The 18426-nt window shown below is 70.9% G+C and carries 3 protein-coding genes (1 of these 3 running past the window's edge); all 3 read right to left on the reverse strand.

Annotation, left to right across the window (positions count from 1 at the left end):
- Tightly spaced (each overlapping or abutting the next), the 3 genes in view from ACGF7Y_RS22800 to ACGF7Y_RS22810 form a layout consistent with a single transcriptional unit that may run on beyond the window.
- Positions 1 to 1830 carry a thioesterase domain-containing protein gene (locus ACGF7Y_RS22800; protein WP_393236593.1) on the reverse strand — a complete coding sequence of 610 codons (1830 nt, stop codon included), beginning with the start codon at positions 1828 to 1830 and terminating at the stop codon, positions 1 to 3.
- Positions 1827 to 13808, reverse strand: a complete 11982-nt coding sequence (locus tag ACGF7Y_RS22805) for a thioester reductase domain-containing protein (RefSeq protein WP_393236594.1) — start codon at positions 13806 to 13808, stop codon at positions 1827 to 1829. Before ACGF7Y_RS22805 ends, ACGF7Y_RS22800 begins: the two co-directional genes overlap by 4 nt.
- Positions 13805 to 18426 carry the 3' end of an SDR family NAD(P)-dependent oxidoreductase gene (locus tag ACGF7Y_RS22810; RefSeq protein WP_393236595.1) on the reverse strand. Its footprint extends 17083 nt past the window's final position, so the window shows 4622 of its 21705 coding nt (coding positions 17084-21705); the start codon falls outside the window, past its right edge; the stop codon is at positions 13805 to 13807. The genes ACGF7Y_RS22805 and ACGF7Y_RS22810 overlap by 4 nt, the downstream gene beginning before the upstream one ends.

Below are 18426 nucleotides of genomic sequence, written 5' to 3' on the forward strand. Positions count from 1 at the left end.
TCAGGCGGATACCGCGTGGGGGCGGACACCGGCGAGCTTGTCCGCGAGCGAGCCGAGCAGCGCTGCCCGCTGCTCGACGAGGAAGAAGTGACCGCCGGGCAACAGCTCGGTGGAGCGCAGTCCCGGCAGGACGTCACGCCAGGCCTCCAACTGCGTGACCGCCACCTGTCGGTCGTCCCGGCCACCGAACAGGTGGGCCGGGCACGACGGCGCGGCGGCAGGGGTGAACCGGTAGTCGTCGAAGATCTCGAAATCGCTGCGCAAGGCGGGCAGGAACAACGCCATCACCTCCGGGGTCTCGCGCACCTCGGGCGGGATGCCGCCGTAATGACCGACCGCGGCGACGAACTCGTGATCCGGCAGATCCGACAAGCGGCCCGGCCTGGGCAGGTGCGGGGCCACCGCGCCACCGAGGAACAGCGCTCTCGGCGCGATCGGATCGGGCAGGCGGCGGGCCACCTCGTAGGCGGTCAGCGCGCCGAGGCTGTGACCGAAGAAGGCGAACGGGAGATCGGTCAGGGGCAGGACCTGGGCCAACGCGGCGTCAACGAGGTCGGTGAAGCGGCGGATGGGTGTCTGCGCCAGATGGCGCTGCCGGGCGGGCAGTTCGACCACGCACAGCTCCACCCAGTCGGGCAGCTCGCGCCGCCACGGCGTGTAGGTGGCGGCTTTTCCGCCGGCGAACGGCCAGCAGAACAACCGCAGCCTGGGAGTGCCCGCTGTCTTGCGGTGGATGGTGAGCCCATCCGTCGAGGTCGATCGCGCCGGTCCGGGGGCGGCCGATAGTGCCGGTTCCGGCTGAAGGACGGCCGAAGATTCCGCCGCCGAAGTGATTCCGGTGGTGGAGCTTTCCGGTTCGGATGCCGTCGAAGCCGGGAGATTGTCGGCGGCAGTGTTCTCCGAGGCCGCTGTCCCGGGTAGGGCGCGCAGATCACCCACCGTCGCGATCCGGGTCACCGGTGCACCCAACGTGGCGAAGAACTTCGACAGCGGCGCCGACGGGCCGACTTCGTAGCGGGGGGCGCCCGAGCGCAGCAACGCGCGCATGTTCGCCGTCCAGCGCACCGGAGCGGAGATCTGGCGCGCCAGATGCTCGGCGAGCGTTTCGGGCCGGTGGAACTCCCCGGTGTAGTTCGAGGTCACCGTGACCGAACGCTCGGTGCGGATGCGCGGCGCGCAGTCGGTGAGATGTCCGGCGAACTCGGCCTCGATGCCGCGCATCCACCGGGAGTGGAACGGCGCGCTCACCCGCAACGGGACGAAACGCAACTCCGGATGACGTTCGGCGAGGACGACGCGCGCGGCCGCGACCGCCTCGCGCGCACCGCTGATCACGAGCTGATCGGTCGAATTGTCGTTGGCCACCTCCGCGCCCGCCTCGGCCACCAGCTCCGCCACTCCGGAGCCGGCGATATCCGGCAGGATCAGCGCGGCCATCGCGCCCGCCCCCTCCGGCGCGGCGCGCTGCATCAGCGCGCCACGCGCGCGCACCAGGCGAACCCCGTCGGCGAGTTCGAACACGCCCGCCGCGACCAGCGCGGCATACTCGCCCAGACTGTGCCCGCCGAACGCGACCGGCCGGAAACCGAATTCGGTCACCAGCACCCGGTACGCGGCGATCTCCATGGTCAGCACGCACGGCTGGGTGTACTCCGTGCGATGCAAGCGCGGATCGCGCTCGACGCAGATCCGCAGCAGGTCCTCGCCCACCGCGGCGCTCGCTTCGGCGAAAGTCTCCCGGGCTACAGGGTATTCGGCGCAGAAGTCCGCTCCCATCCCCGTGCGCTGGGCGCCCTGGCCGGGGAAGACGATCGTGCACTCGGCGCTCATCGCAGCACCTCCGCGGCCGGCTGGGCCCCGCGCGGCGCCGGGATGTATCCCACCTCGGCGCAGTGCGCCAGATACACCCGCACCAGATCCTCGGTCGGCGGACAGTCGATGCCCGCGGCGCCGAGCACCCGCCGGGTGTAGGCGCAGTCGGCGTAGGAGCTCTCCTCGTAGTGGATCGTGCCGAACAGCTCGATGCCGTACTTGAACATCTCCAGGGTCTGGCTGTCGTAGACCTCGTCGCTGCCCAGCCGGTAGATCTGCCGGTCGGTGGCCCGGCGATGGAATTCCTCGAGCGGCACCAGATCCACTTCGTAGCCGGCGCGCTGGACATAGCGGACCACGTCGTAGTAGCGCCGGATATCGGGGTTGGTCAGGTGGTAGGTCTCCCGGTAGGTGGGGCGGTGCAGGGCGATGTGCACGATCGCGGCGCTGACGTAATCGACCGGGGTGATGTCCCAGTGCACCGGCGTCAGCATCGTCTCGCCGGTCTCGATCATCGTCTTGAGGATGTCGTAGTACGCGCCTTTGACGCTGACCTCGGAGAACGGGTACCGGCCGGTGCGGCTGTCGCCCATGATGTTGCCGGGGCGCACGATGTCCCACAGCAGTCCGCGCTCGCTCGCCGCCCGGATCAGCTTCTCGGACTCGTACTTCGTCTGCTGGTAGGGCAGATGGTCGTAGCCTTGGCCCAGTTCGAGGTCGCGCTCGGTGAACGGCGGGTTGTTGAAGTTGAGCCGATCACCCAGCGCGCTGAAGCTCGACACGTACATCAGGTATTTGCCGCGTGAGCGCAGCGCGAAGTCCACCGCGCGGCGGGTGCCTTCGACGTTGATCGGGGCCAGCGCGTCGTAGAAGGTGACCAGGGTGGTGCGGCCCGCGGCGTGGATGGTCAGGTCCACCTCGTCGGCGAGCCGGCGCCAGGTGTCCTCGTCCAGGCCGAGCCGTTCGCTGGAGACGTCGCCGAGCACGGTGGTGACGCGTTCGGCGAATGCCCGCTCGAGGGTCGCGTCGGGGTCGTAGGTAGCCAGGAAGTGCTTGATCCGCTGCTCGGCCACGGCCACGGTCTTGCCGCGGACCAGGCAGGTCACCCGCACGTCGGTGCGCGTGAGCAGATCGTGCAGCAGCTTGCCGCCCAGCACACCGGTCACGCCGGTGATGAAGACCGATCGCACCGGGATCGGGGCGTCCATGGTCACCGCGGGAATGTCCTGCTGGGTCGCGGTGGCCGCGCTGACGGCGGTGGGGCGCGGGGCGTCTTGCGCCGCGCCGGTGATGATGCCCTCGGCCACCAGATGGTGCGACAGCGACGCGATGGTCGGATACAGCTCGGTCGATTCCGCCGGGATCTTGACGTCGTAGTGCTTCATCAGCCGGTTGAGCATCCGGACGGTGGCCACCGAGTCGAACCCGAAGTCGGTGAAATCCGCGTCGAGGTCGAGATCGGCCGGATCGGTCTTGGTCAGATCGGCGAAGATGTCGCGGATGTGCTCGGCGAGCCGATCGCGCAACGCGCTGTCGAATTCGTCGCCGGACGGCTCGGTGGCGACCGATTCGAGGGGTGTCTGCACCGGTTCGGCGGGCACCGGTATGTCTCGGTGCGCTGCGCCGTTCGTGGAGTGTCCGTTGCGCCGATCCGCCGGTGGCGGCTCGGTTTCCCGCGCGACCACCGTCTTCGCGACCACCTGCGGCGCCGGGTGGGATCGCCGCTGGTAGTCCTCGGGCACGATCCAGTACCTGCGCCGCGCGAACGGATAACCGGGCAGGCTCACGATCCGGCCGAACGGCCGCCCGTAACCCTGTTCCCAGTCCACGGTCCACCCGCCGGCCCACAACTCGGCGACCCGCGGCAGATTGCCGGAGCGCAGCAGTGCGCCCACCTCGGCGCGCTCGGCGTCCGACTCGCCGGGCAACTCGTCGAGGTCGCGGTGGGTGCGGGCCACCCCGCGGAAGACCAGGAGGCCTTCGGCCGGTGCCGGTGCGCTCGAATCGGCTGTGCTGTCGAGCAATTCCACGAGTTCGGCCGTGGAGGTGGCGACCACCGCGAGGCGATGCTCGAATGTGGTCCTGCCCACGGCCAGCGTCCACGCCACGTCGGGCAGCGGAAGCGGATGCTCGCGCAGCCGGTCGGCGGTGCGGGCGGCCAGTTCCGCGAGCCGGTCGGCGTCGCGCGCGGACAACACCACGATCCTCGGTCGCCCGTCTTCGGCAGTCGGCGCGACGGGCTCGGCGTCGGTGAGGATCACATGGGCGTTCGAGCCCCCCGCACCGAACGAGCTGACAGCGGTGACGCGGGGCTTGCCGTCGGCGGGCCGCGGCCATGGCGTGGGCCGGTCGATGACGCGGAACGGGGTCGCGGCGAAGTCGATTCCCGGGTTCGGCGGGTCGCTGTGCAGATTCGGCGCGATGGTGTCGTGACGCAGCTGCAACAGCGCCTTCACCACGCCCGCCGCGCCCGCCGCCGCTTCCAGATGCCCCACACTGGATTTCGCCGAGCCGATGCCGCAATAGCCACTCGCGGACGTCGAGCGGCGATAGGCCTTCGTCAGCGCCGCGATCTCGATGGGATCACCCAGCGCGGTGCCGGTGCCGTGGGCTTCCACGTAGCCGATGTCGCCCGCGTCGACGCGCGCCGCGTCGAGGGCCCGGCCGATGAGGTCGGCCTGAGCGACCGGGTTGGGCACGGTGAACCCGTTGGTGCGCCCGCCGTGGTTGAGGGTGCTGCCGCGGATCACGCCGTAGACACGGTCACCGTCGGCGCGCGCGTGCCGCAACGGTTTGAGCACGAGAGTGACCACACCCTCGCCCGGCACGTAGCCGTCACCGCCCGCGCCGAACGACCGGCAGCGGCCGTCGGTGGAGGCCCAGCGGCCGTAGCCGAGCAGCAGGTACTTGCCGGGGTGGATCGACACGTTCACCCCGCCGGCCAGCGCGTAGGCCGCTTCGCCGCGGCGCAGACTCGCACAAGCCAGATGCAGCGCGGTCAGCGATGCCGAGCACGCCGTGTCGACCGCGAGACTCGGGCCGTTGAAGCCGAAGTGGTAGGAGACCCGGTTCGCCACCGCGAAATAGCCCGAGATCGGCACACCGACGAATGCCTGATACTCGGCGTAGCCCACGCCGGCGAAGACCCCGGCATCGGGCAGGCCGCGGGCCGCGGCGCTGCGGCGCACCCGCTCCGCCGAGTAACCCGCGTCCTCCAGTGCGGCCCAAGAGGTTTCGAGGAACAACCTTTGCTGCGGGTCCATCTCCTCGGCGTCTTTGGGCGTGATGCCGAAGAAGCGGGCGTCGAACTTGTCCACGTCGTCGAGGAACCCACCCCAGCGGGCGTAGGTGGTGCCCGGCTCGTCAGGGTCCACGGACAGGTATTCGCCGTGATCCCAGCGTTGCGGCGGGACCTCGACGATGCAGTCGCGGCCTGCGATCAGATTGGCCCAGAACTCCTCGACGGTGCCCGCCATCGGGAACTTGCCCGCCATGCCGATGACGGCGATGTCCTCGCAATCGTGCGCATCGTCGAGGATCGGCTCGGCGGATCCGGCAGCAACGCTTTCTGGAGCAACCGTATGCGCTGTCCCGGGCGCGACGACGGGTGACGGCGTCACGGCAGCGGGGTCGGCGGTGAGGGCGGCCACGCGCGGCGAGTGCTCGTCGGCGAGATAGCCCGCGAGGTCGCGGACGGTCTGATATTCGAAGAACAGGGTGCTCGGCAGCGGACCGAAATCGGATTCCAGCCGGTCGTTCATCTTGCTGATCAGCACCGAATCGATGCCGTAGTCCTGCAACGGAACGCGGGTGCGGATCCGTCGCGGGTCGAGTCGGCAGTACTGGGCGAGTAGACCTTTGAGGTAGGTTTCGGCGGCCTGTCGCAACGGCGAGACCTCGGTAGCAGGGGTCACGAGTCCATGCGGCTGCTGGTCGGCAGCAGACGCCCCAGATCCCCGCGCTGGGTCGTGGGCGGCATTCTGGAGTCCGCTGTCGACCAGGGGTGCGGCCGCCGGTACCGCCGAGCCTGCGGCGGCCTGTCGCGGGGCCGAAGTGTCATCGAGTGCCGTCGTGTCGGGCGCGAACGACGCCGGACCACCCACCTCCGGCGCCCAGCACCTTTCTCGGTCGAACTCGTAACCGGGCAGATGAATACGGCGCGCGGCCGGGTCGATCCAGCCCGTGTGTTCGACATGTCCACCCTCGACCCATTGCCGTGCCGCTGCCACCGGGTCGTCCAGCACGATGGCTCCGGCCCGGTCCGTGGACGGGGTGTCGATGGTTCCGGTGAAGACGCCTGCCACGCGGTCGCCCTCGGCGAAAGCGGCCAGCCGCGCCGCGATCGCGTCCACCGAGTCTCCGACCACGGCGAGCCGATGCTCGAATCCGGCGCGCCCGAATGCCAGCGTGCGCGCGATGTCCGCGGGTGGCAGCTCCGGATGCGCGGCCAGGTGCCTGCGCAGCGACCGTGCCATCCGGGCCAGGCTCGTCGCGCTGCGGGCCGAGAGCACCACCAGCTGCGGGCCGCCCGGTATGTCACGGCGGGCCGTCACCGGCTCCGGTGCGCCATCCACCACCACGTGCGCGTTGGTGCCGCTGAAACCGAAGGAACTGATCGCGGCCCGCCGTGGTGCGCTGTTCCACGCGCGCAGCTCGGTATTGACGAAGAACGGCGACTCGTCCAATCCGAGCAGCGGGTTCACCGAATCGACATGCAGCGAGGGCGGCAGCTGTCCGGCGCGCATGGCCAGCAGCACCTTGAACAGGCTCGCCATGCCCGCGGCATGTGAAGCGTGCCCGATGTTCGATTTCACCGACCCCACCGCCACGGCGCCGACCGCGCCGGTGTAGCGCCGGAAGGCGGCGGTGAGCGCCTCGATCTCGATCGGATCGCCCAACCGCGTTCCGGTGCCGTGTGTTTCGACGTAACCGATGGTGGACGGATCGATCTCGCCGTCGCGATACACCGCCAGTTCCAGTTCGGTCTGCGAACGCACGCTCGGGGCGGTGATGCCATTGGTGCGGCCGTCGTGATTGATGCCGATCCCGCGAATCACCCCGTGGATGGGGTCACCGTCGCGTTCGGCGGCGGCCAGCGGTTTGAGCACCACCACGCCGACGCCCTCGGCGATCACGAAACCATCGGCGCCCGCGTCGAAGCTCGCGCACCGGCCACGCGGCGACAGCATGCCCATCGAGGAGGCGAGCAGGTGGTACTCGGGCGTCACGAACACCGCGACGCCCCCGGCCAGCGCGAGCTCCGACTCGCCCGCGGCGAGGCTGCGGCAGGCCTGGTGCAACGCGACCAGCGCCGAGGAGCAGGCGGTGTCCAGCCCCAGACACGGACCGGTGAGATCGAGGTGATAGGCCACCCGGGCGGGCAGGATGGCCGGACTGTTGCCGGTGAACATGTGGTGGGAACCGGCCGCTCCACGGTTGCGCAGCAGGTTGGCGTAGTCCGACCCCGGCGACCCGGCGAACACTCCGCACCGGGTGCGCCGCAACGACTTCGGGTCGATGGCGGCGTCTTCCAGCGCCAGCCAGCTGTGCTCCAGGAACAGCCGCTGCTGCGGGTCCATGTAGTCGGCTTCGGCGGGCACCAGGTCGAAGAACGCCGGATCGAACTCCTCGACACCGTCGAGGAATCCGCCCCACTTGGAATAGGTCTTGCCCGGCGTCACCTGCCCCGCCCGGAAGTAGTCGGCGATCGGCCAGCGCGTGACGGGAACCTCGGTCACCGAGTCCCGGCCATCGGCGAGATTGCGCCAGAACTGCTCGAGATTCGCCGCGCCCGGGAACTGCCCGGACATGCCGATGATGGCGACGTCCATCGATGCCGACCTCTCGCTGGACTGCGCCGCCTGCGCAGCGACGGTTCGGGCGCCCGACGGCGCCACGTTCGAGACGGGAGATGTCCGGGCGGGCATCTGTGCCGCCGATGCGCTCGCCGCCGTGGCTCCTTGTCCGGCCAGGTGAGCGCTGAGCAGCCGTACCGACGGATGGTCGAACACCACCGTGGGGCGCAGCGCCGAGCCGTAGCGGGCGTTGACCCGGTCGATGATCTTCACCGCCAGAATGGAATCGACCCCGTACTCCGACAACGGCAGGTCCGCGCGCACCTCGCCGCGCGCCACACCCAGTCCGTCGGCGACGATGGCGACGAGTTCGGCCTCCAGCGCCGCAGCATTGCCGGGCTGCGCCGCGGGGAGCCGTTGCGCGGCGACCGAAGGTTCGGCCTGCCGAACGGCGGCCGGTTCAGCGGCGGCAGCCGGCTCGGCCGCGAAGTGACGTTGCGTGACGGGAGCCGGTCCGGCCGCCGCCCCCGGGTGGAGCTGCGCACGGGCGGCGGGTTCGGCGGTGACCGCGAGGGAGGGCTGCGCGGTGGTGGCCGGCGCGGCGGCAGCGGGAGGGGGCTGCGCAGCGGCGGGCGCGGTGGCGCTGACCGCCGCCAACAGCCGGAAACTCGGCTCCTCGTCCGCCGACAGCCCGGGACCCCACGAACGGACTCCGGAGAATCCCGCCGCGGACAGCGCGGCCTGCCACTGCGACTCGGACAGCAACGGGGAGTGCGGGATACGCGCCTCCGGATCGCGGTAGCCGTGCCAGCCCTCCAGCAGCCCGAAGGTCAGCGCGAGCACCTCGAGGTCGGTGGTCGCCTCGGTGAACGCGAGCACACCGCCGGGCGCCAGCAACCGCCGGATGTTGCGCAGGGTCGCATCGATCGACCGTGTCGCATGCAGAACGTTGGCGCACAGCACCAGGTCGGCCTCGTGCGCGGAGAATCCCTGCGCGACCGGATCGGCGTCGATATCCAGCACCGCGAAACGCAGATTCTCGCGCGTGCCGAAGGTACGCCGTCCGTGCGTGAGGAAACTGTGCGAGACGTCGGTGTAGTGATAGTCGAACGCGATCGCGCGCGCGGTGAGCGCGTCGAGCACCGCGTGCGTGGAACCGCCCGTCCCCGCACCGATTTCCACGATCCGCAGCGGCCGCGTGTCACCGGTCCGCTGCCCGAGCGCCGACACCAATTCGGCGAGCAAGCCGTTGGTGAAGTCGTAGGCGGCGTTGCCTCGATAGATCGCGCCCACCAATGCGAGGTCGCCGCCGGGGAACAGGACCTCCGTCGCGGACAGCTCCCCACGCAGCACGCGCGGATACGCCGCGAGGCAGGCATCCAGCAATGCCACGTATGGCGCGGTTTCCGGGAAGCGGGCCAGCAGGTCGGCGCGCATCCCGCTGGTGCCGGGTGGCGGGCCCGGGACCTCGAACCGGTCGTCGTGCCGGCGCACGAGCCCGTGTCGTTGCAGGATGGCCAGGCAGCTGGTGCGCAGCCGATCGAACCCCGGGCGCACGCCCAGGCGCGCGTCCAAGGATTCCGCGGTCCACTCCCCCGCGGTGAGTCCCATGCCCTCGAGCGTGGCGAACAGCAGCATCGCCGCGTAACGGCCGAGTTCGGCTCTACCGGGCTCCACGATGCCGGTGGGCTGCAACGCCGCCTCGAATCGCCGCACCGCGGTATCCAAGCTCGAGCGTGGCGGGGCGATGATCCAGTAGTCGGTGCGCTCGAACGGATAGCCGGGCAACGGAATCCGGCGCCGCGGCCCGCCGCGCCCACGCCAATCGATGTCGGCGCCCGCGACCCACCGGCGGGCCAGTTCCTGGTCGCCGGTCACCGGCGCGAGCAGCGGCTGGGTTTGTGCGTCGACGGTTCCGGTGACCACCGGACCGATTCGGTCGGTGCGGAACCGGTCGAGCGCGTCGGCCACCTCCACCGGGGAGGAGGCGACCACCGCGAGACGGTGTGCCAGCGCGGGCCTGCCCACCTGCAAGGTGCGCAACGCGTCGAGGAAGTCCGCGGGATCGAGGGTGCGGAAGTGCCGCGCCATGGTCTCGGCGTAGCGGTGCAGCCGCTCCGGGGTGCGCGCCGAGAGCACGAAGATCTCGGGTTCACCCGTCCCGGCCGGGGCGATCCGGTCGTCGACGAATTCGGCGAGCACCACATGCGCGTTGGCGCCGCCCGCGCCGAACGCGCTGATGCCCGCGTGCCGCGCCACCGCGACGCCGTCGACGGTGCGGCGTGGCCAATCCTCCAGTTCCCGTGGCAGGTGGAACGGCACCGAGTCGAACGCGATGGCCGGATCAGCCTGTGCGGCGTGCGGCGTCGGCGCGATCCGGCCGTGGCGCATCTGCAACAGCACGCGCGTCAGGCCCGCGACGCCCGCGGCCGCTTCCAAATGGCCGATGTTCGATTTCGTGGACCCGAGTGCGCGGGAGCGACCGCTGCCGCCGGACCTGCCGAACACGGCCGCCAACCCGGCGATTTCGATCGGATCGCCGAGCGGTGTCCCGGTGCCGTGCGCCTCGAGGTAGTCGATCGCGGTGGGGTCGACCCCGGCCGCGCGCAGGGCCTCGCCGATCACCTCGGCTTGCGACCCGGGGTGCGGCACGCTGTATCCCGAGGTCTGCCCGCCGTGGTTGACCGCGCTGCCGAGAATCAAGCCGTGGATGGTGTCGCCGTCGGCACGGGCTGCCGACAGCGGCTTCAGATATAGCGCGCCGACGCCCTCGCCGGGGACATAGCCGTCGGCACCGGCGGAGAATGGCCGGCATCGGCCGCTGTCGGACATCATGCCCAGGCTGTTCAGCAGCAGGAATTTGTCCTCGTGCAGCAGCAGATTCACCCCGCCCACGAGCGCCGCGTCGCATTCACCGTCCAGCAGACTGCGCCGCGCCAGATGCAGCGCGGTCAGCGACGCCGAGCACGCGGTGTCCACGGTGAGGCTCGGGCCGCGCAGGCCGAGGGTGTAGGAGGTGCGGTTGGCGATGGACGACGGGACGGAGGCCACCGCGACGGGATCGCCGTCGCGGGTGGCCGCGACGCCGAGCAGCCGGTAGTCGCTCCAGGTGGCGCCCACGAACACACCGACGCGGCGTGCCCGCACGGCCGGATCGGTGTGGTGGTAGCCGGCGTGCTCCAGCGCCGCGTACGCCTGCTGCAGGAACAAACGCTCCTGCGGGTCCAGCAACGGCGCCTGGACGGGCGGGATCCGGAAGAACCGAGGGTCGAAACCGCCCACATCGCGCACGAATCCGCCGATCATCGGCGGCGCGCCGGGAGTGCCCTCGACGGCGGTGAGCCACCAGCGTTCGGCGGGGACCGGGCGCACCGCGTCATGCCCGTCGCGCAGATTGCGCCAGAACTCCTCGATATCGTCGGCGTCCGGATAACGGCCGCTGATGCCGACGATCGCGATGGGTTCCTCGGCAGGCGCGCGGTGCTCGTCGCCCGGTACCGGCTCGGCGGCAGCGGCGGTGGACGCGGCTGCCGGTCGCAGTCGCGCCCGCAGTGCTTCGGGCTCGCCCCAAATCGCCGCGAGTTGCGCGCGGTCGAGCGTGGCGCACGACAACAGCAGGTCGATTCCGGTCGCGGTGGGCAGCAATCCGGCACCGGCCCGCCGCAGCGCGGCGATCTGCTCGGCGGGCGGACGCATGCCGCCCTCGGCCCACAGCGGCCAGCCGACGCTGATCGTCCGGCTTCCGGCCCGATCGCGCTGTTCGGCGAAGACGTCCAGATAGCGGTTGGCCGCCGCGTAATCGGCTTGCCCGGGATTGCCCAGCACCGCAGAGACCGAGGAGAACAACACGGTCAGCCGGGTCTCCGGCAGTGCCCGCGTCAAGTGCTCGACGCCGTAGACCTTCGGTGCCAGAACGGATTGCGCGTCGTCGCGGCCGGTGCTCGACAGCAGCCCGTCGCGCAACTGTCCCGCACCGTGGTAGAGCACATCGACCGGCCCGAAGGTGGCATGGGCTATCGCCGCGACGCGTTCGGCGTCCGCGGCCACCGACACATCAGCGCGCACATGAACGGCTTCCGCGCCGAGGCCGGCGATTTCGGCGAGCAGCTCGGCGGCCGCCGCGTCGAGCGGACGGCGCGACACCAGGACCAGGCGGGCGCCGTACTCGCCGGCGAGGCGGCGAGACAGCTGCTGCCCGATTCCACCGAAGCCTCCGGTGACGACGACCACCGATCCCGGGCGCAGCACCGCGTCGCCTGAACTCGCCATGGAATCGGTGAGCAGGCGGGCCCGGCGGACCTGGCGTCGTCCGCCGTGGTAGCGGATCTCGGTGTCGGGATCGCGTTCATCGATGCCCAGCTCGGCGGCCACGAGGTCGCCGATCGCCTGGGCGGGGTCGCGCTGCACGGCACGCAGAAGCGGTTGCGGCTGCTCGAGCCGCAGCGTGCGCGCCAAGCCGCCCAAAAGTGCGCAGCTCGATTCACCCGCGGGGGTAGCAGGCGTGAAAGCGAGCACCCGGCGCACCGGCGACTGCGGCACCCCCGCCGCCGCGCGCAGTAAATCGCGCAGCGGCAGGTACACCCGCTCGATCAACGTCTGCGGATCTGTGGCCGCTTCGGGCCACAGATACAACGCGGCGTCGAAGCGCAGCCGCCGTGCTGTCAGCTGTGCGACCAGCAGCTGCATGTGCTGCGAATTCGCCGGGTCGACGACGAAAGCGTCTGCACCGGACGCGAATTCGATACCCGGCCGGACCCGGATGACGGTGGCGGCCTCGTCGTGCGGGTAAGGGTGCTCGGCGGTGTCGAAGACGAGCAGCCCCTCCGGTGCGCGACGCGGATGCGTGGTGGCGTCGGGTTCCCAGTCGAATCCGAAGGTGATCAGGTCGTCCGGCCCTGCGGGAACCGAGGCGGGGGCGACGGCTGTGACTGCTTCCGTCGGCGTCTCGGCGGTGCGCACGTCCGCGACGGATTCTGTTGCGGTCACGACCGGCTCGTCGAAGGCAGTACCGGGGGCGGGATGCGCTATCGCGTCATGGGGCCGGTAATTCGTGCCGACGGTGTCGGCGAGATGTCCGGCGAGCGCCTCGATGGTCTGGTATTCGAACAGCAGCGTCGGATAGAGCGGTTCGCCGACCCGCGCCTCCAGCTCCGCGGTCAACCGCAGCAGACGCCCGGAATCCAGGCCGAGCTCATAGAACCCCACATCCGTCGCGATGCCGGCGGGATCGGCGCCGAGTTCGCTCGCGACGAGAGCAGCCAAGTCGGCGCTGATCACCGCACGCGGATCACCGGAGGCAACGGTCACACGGGTGGAAGCGGTTGGTCGCGGCGGGGATGTCGACTCCGGCTGTGTCAGCAACCGCTGGATGTCCGCGCTGCCCCGTACCCGCTTGGATGTCAGCCGATAGCCGACCACCGGCGATCCGTCCCGGTCGTAGACGGCTACCTCGGCTTCGAGCAGGTCTCCGCGGTGCCCGCCGCCACGGACGGTGGCCCGCACGAAGACCTCCTCGGAAGTGGCCCGCCAAGCGCGCACGTCTCCGAAGTAGATCGGGATGAACGCGCTGTCGTCGTCCACGCCGAGGCGATGCGGATCGATGAACGGCACGATCGTGGAGGCATCCAGGAACGTGGGATGCAGCAGGAATCCGGGCAGATGCGCGGCCGCCTCGGGGCCGAGACCGAGTGCCGCGGTGACCAGGTCGTCGCGGCGGTCGAAATATCCTGTGGCGCGCATGAAGTCGCGATGCTCGATACCCCGGCTGCCGCTCTGGGCGTACATCTCGGCCATACCGCGCGCCTGCGCCGACGCCCGGAACCCGGCGACGTCGATTCCGGGCGGCTCGACGGCCGAATCGGCGAGCAGCACGACACATTCCGCGACCGGCTCGCGCGGCCCGGCGGGCAGGCCCGCCGCGTCCAAGCGTTGCACGTCGATGGCGATGCGGCCGGTCGGGCGATCGACCCGGAACGCGATGCGTACCGCGCCGTCGTCACCGAGGGCCACCGGACGCTGGAACAACGCCTCCCGGATCGTCAGGTCGCCGGGCCGGTAACCCGCGGCCATCGCCGCACGCAGGATCATGTCGAGATACACCACGCCCGGCAGGATGCGGACACCGTGCACCCGGTGGTCACGCACCACCGGGTCCTCGGCTCGCAGGGTGGTGGCGAAGCTGTCCAGGTCGATCCCGCTCATCGCAGCGGCTCCACCCGCAGGAACGACGGCGCGGGTGCGCTCGGCGTCAGCGGGACCACGATCCGCGACGCGGGCTCCGTCGATGTGCTGGGAACCGTTTTCGGCAGCATGAAGCTCCTCTTGCGGAAGGCGGGTGGATCCAGGGGGTGGCGCGTCGGCCGGTGCCCGTCGGGCGCCTGTTCGATGACGAGGTGGGCATTGGTGCCGCCGAAGCCGAACGAGCTGACGCCCGCCGCGCGGGGCCTGCCGTCGGCGGGCCGCCACGGGCGCAGTTCCCGGTTGACCTGCAGCGGCGAACCGGTGAACTTGAAACGCGGATTGAGGTTGTCGCAGTGCAGCGACGGGGGCAGCGCCGCGTGGTGCACGGCGAGGATCGTCTTGACCGCCCCGGCGATGCCGGCCGCGGACAGCAGATGGCCGATATTGGTTTTCACGCTGCCGACCGCGCACGGCTCCGGGCCCCGCGAGCGGTCGCCCAGCACGGTCGCCAATCCCTTCAGTTCGATGGGGTCGCCGATCATGGTGCCGGTGCCGTGCGCCTCGAGATACGACAGCGCGTCCGGCGACATGCCCGCCGCCTCGAGCGCCGCGGTGACCACCTCGATCTGCGCGCGCATATTCGGGGTGGTGATGCCCATGGTGTGCCCGTCGTTGCCGATCGCCGAGCCGCGCAGCACCGCGTAGACCCGATCGCCGTCGGCGAGGGCGTCGTCGAGCCGTTTGAGCAGCAGCAGCGCCGCACCTTCGCCCGGCACGAAACCGTCGGCGTCCTCGGAGAACGTCGCACACCGCCCGTGCGGCGAGAGCACCCCCGCCGCCGACAGGGTGACGAACGGCATCTCGTCGAGCAACACCTCCACACCACCGGCCAGCGCCGCGTCGACCTCGCCCGACCGCAGCGCCTGGCAGGCCAGATGCACCGACAACAGCGACGACGAGCACGCGCTGTCGAGCACCACGTTGCCCGCGTGCCAGTCGAAGAAGTCGGAGACGCGCGCGGCGATGAAGTTCTGCCCGATGCCGATCACGGTGTGTCGGTCGGGTACCGGAATCCGGTTGAAGTAGTTCGCCGCTCGGCTGCCCGCGTAGACGCCGACCCGCTTGCCCGCCAGTTCGTCACGCCGGTATCCGGCATCGGTGGTGGCCAGCACCGAGGTCTCGAGCAGTAGCCGCTGCAACGGGTCCATCTGCCAGGCGAGTTCGTCGGTGACCGCGAAATACTCTGGATCGAACAGATCCACACCGTCGACGAAGCCGCCCCACTTGCTGTTGGTCAGTCCGGGCCCGCCGGTCGGGCGGTAGAACCGGGCGGGATCCCAGCGAGCCGGGTCGACCTCGCGGATGCCGGACGCACCGGCGGCGAGCAGCCGCCAGAACGCCTCCGGAGTGTCCCCGCCGGGCAGCCGGCAGCCGATGCCGATCACGGCGATCGGCTCGGCTGCCCGGCCGCGGCGTGCGTCGGCCGCCCAGGTGGCCGCGGTGGGGCGGGACTTTCCGCGCTGCCCTGTCTGCGGTGGGGCACTGGACGCACGCTGCGGGTCGGCAGGCGAATCCGGTGGCGGTGCGGGCGCGAAGCGTTCCGGATACTGCGAGGTCAACAGACTCGCCAGCTCGTCGAGCGTCGGGAATTCCAGCACCAGCGCCGGGTCGAAGGGCTGACCGACGACCTGCTCGATCCGGCGCACCGCCGAGGCGATCAGCACCGAGTCCGCACCGTACTCCTCGAACCGTTTGTCGCCCTCGAAACGGGCCGGCGCCAGCTTCAACTCGTCGGAGAAGATCCGCAGCAGCTCCTGATACGCCTCCTCGGACCCGGTCGCGGCCGCGGGCCGCGCAGCCGGTGCGGCCACCGTTTCCGGCGCGGGCCGACCGGCGCGTGTCGAAAGACTGGCTGCCGCACCGTGATACGGCAATACGACCGGCGCAGGCAGTCCGAGCACCGCGTCGAGCAGTTCGAACCCCTCCGCTGCGCTCAGCGCCGGAAGGCCGGTGGCCCGATAGGCCGCGCTGGTCACCTCACCGAACCCGGTGCCGCGGAACGACGGCCACTCGACCGACCGGAAATAGGGCCGTCCCAGCGCGTGCTGGGCTTCGGCGAAGCGGTCCAAATGCGCGTTGGCCATCGCGTAATCCGACAGACCCACCGCCAAGCCGGGCAGCACGGCCGACACCGACGAGAACAACACGAAGAAGTCCGGACGGTCGGCGGCGAGCGCGTCGGCGAGGACCGCCGTACCCGCCAGCTTGGGTTCGAGCACGGTCGCGATGGCGGGGCCGGTCTTGCGCACGAACGCCGGACTCTCGCCGGAAACGCTTCCCGCGCAGTGCAGCACGCCACCGATGGGACCCAGCTCGCGCCGCACCCGGTCGAAGAACCCCGACAGCGCCGTCTCGTCGGTGAGGCTGCCGAAGTAGGTCCGCACCGCGACGCCGCGATCACGCAACGCGACCAACCGCCGCACCTTCTCCGCCACCGGCCCGGATCCGGCGGCCACGCGGTCCCATTCCGGTTCCGGCGGCAGCGGATCCCGGCCGAGCACGGCCAAGCGGCGCGCCCCACGCTCGACCAGCGCCGCCGCGAACTCCGCGCCGAGTCCGCGCGTCCCGCCGGTCACCACGTAGGTGCGGGCGGGATCGACGACGAGACCCTCACGTGCGGACGCGTCCGCCAGTTCGACGGCTTCACGGATTCCGTCGCGATACCGCACCCGGGGGCGGCTGTCCTCGGTGGCGGCGCACTCCGCACCCAGGATGGCCAGCAATCGCGCGGGATCGGCGCACACCGCCTCTCGCTGGGCGACCACATGGACGCTGCGTGTGCGCACGTCACGGATTTCCGCGGCGAGCGCGGCGACCAGACCGCCCAGCGGCGCGGCTTCCGGGCCGTCGGCACCGACGTGGCCGCCGCCGATGTGCACCAGCGCGAGCGAACCGGCGCGCGCCTCGAGCACACCCTGATACAGCCCCATCCGGCCGAGGTCACCCGTGGGCCTACCTGCCGCCGCGGGAGCGAGATCGCACACGTCGAGCACGCAGTCGGTATCGGGGTAGCGCGCCGCGAGCGCCCGGCCGAGAGCCGCGCCCGCGGCGAAGTCGTCGCGATTCAGGTCGCCCGGCAGGTCCGACAGCCGCACCAGACGGCCCCGATCGCCCGCCGCGGCGACGAGAGCCTCCACCAGAGGGTGGGCAGTGCGTGCGTCGTACACGATCAAGCTGCGGCGGGCGCGCAGGTCACCGCTGGGGAGCGGAGCTTCTCGCCATACCGGAACCAGCAATCGGCGTTCGGCTGATGCGGGTTGCCGCATCGCCGCAGGGTGGCCGGCGGATGTGGACCACGAGGAGGATTGCGGCGATACGGACTCCGCGGCGATCCGGTCCGATGAAATCGGCGGTCTCGGGGTGCCGGAACCTGCCGAGGCTTGCGGCATCGACTCCGGCGTGAACTCCCCACCCGGGGCAGGCCACACCAAGCCCTGTCCAAGCCCCGGCGCGGGCGCGTACCCGCCATTCTGCGCAGGCGTCACCGGAACCGACCCCGACACCGACTGTTGCGCCGATGCGGGTCGTGGCCGCGACTCCGGCGTGAACGCGGATCCCCCCTCCTGCGCAGGCTGCGGCACCGTGACGGACCCGGGCGCAGACCGTCGACTCCACATGGGTTGCGGCGATGCGCTGTCCGGCTCGGACGCCGACTGCCGGCCGGGCGTGGGCTTCGTGACGAAATCGGAGCCCGGCACGGTCTGCGGGCTCGGCGCGGAAGCGGAGCCGGGCACCGGCGCGACGTCCGGAATCCAGTATCGCTCCCGGGCGAACGGATAGGTCGGCGCGGGAATGCGACGGCGAGGTCCGGGATCGCGGACGGTGGCCCAATCGATGTCACCGCCGTCGAGCCAGCGCGCGATCCGGGAGTCCTCCCCCGCATCCCGGCACGACCTGGCGCCGGGTGCGTCGTCGACCCAGGCGCGTACGGTGGCGCGCAACTGGTCGATGTCGCGGGCGACGAACGCGGCGCGTGCGCTGCCCGCCTGACGGCCCACCTGCATCGTGTAGGCCAGATCGGCGAGGTTCGGTTGTTGCGCGGCGAGGAAACGGTCCAGCGCGGCGACATACTCCGCCAGCCGCTGCTGGTCGCGAGCCGAGACCGGAACGACCTGCCCGCCACTGAACCGGGTCGGCGGCCTGCGGTCGACATACTCTTCGATCACCACGTTGGCGTTGGCCCCGCCCGCTCCGAACGAGCTCACCGTCGCCCGGCGCGGGCGCGCCGGATCCCCGCCGGGCCACGGCAGCGGCTCGGCCGGAATCCGGAACGGCGTCGCCGCGAAGTCGATGTTCGGGTTGGCCGGAGTGGCGTGCAACGACGGCACGATGGTCCGGTGACGCAGTTGCAGCAGCACCTTCGTCATGGCCGCGACACCGGCCGCCGCCTCGAGGTGGCCGACATTGGACTTCACCGAGCCGATCGGTAGCTCGGACACACCGGAGCGACCGAAAACCTTGGACAGACCCGCGATTTCGATCGGATCACCCAGTGCGGTGCCGGTGCCGTGCGCTTCGATGTAGGACACCGATGCCGGGTCGACCCCACCGGCGCGCAGCGCCGAGCGGATCACCGCCG

This window comes from Nocardia sp. NPDC047654, assembly GCF_043205035.1.
Lineage (GTDB): Bacteria > Actinomycetota > Actinomycetes > Mycobacteriales > Mycobacteriaceae > Nocardia.

Coding starts and splice junctions, on each gene's coding strand:
- ACGF7Y_RS22800 (WP_393236593.1), bottom strand. CDS start 1,830: ATGAGCGCCGAGTGCACGATCGTCTTCCCCGGCCAGGGCGCCCAGCGC.
- ACGF7Y_RS22805 (WP_393236594.1), bottom strand. CDS start 13,808: ATGAGCGGGATCGACCTGGACAGCTTCGCCACCACCCTGCGAGCCGAG.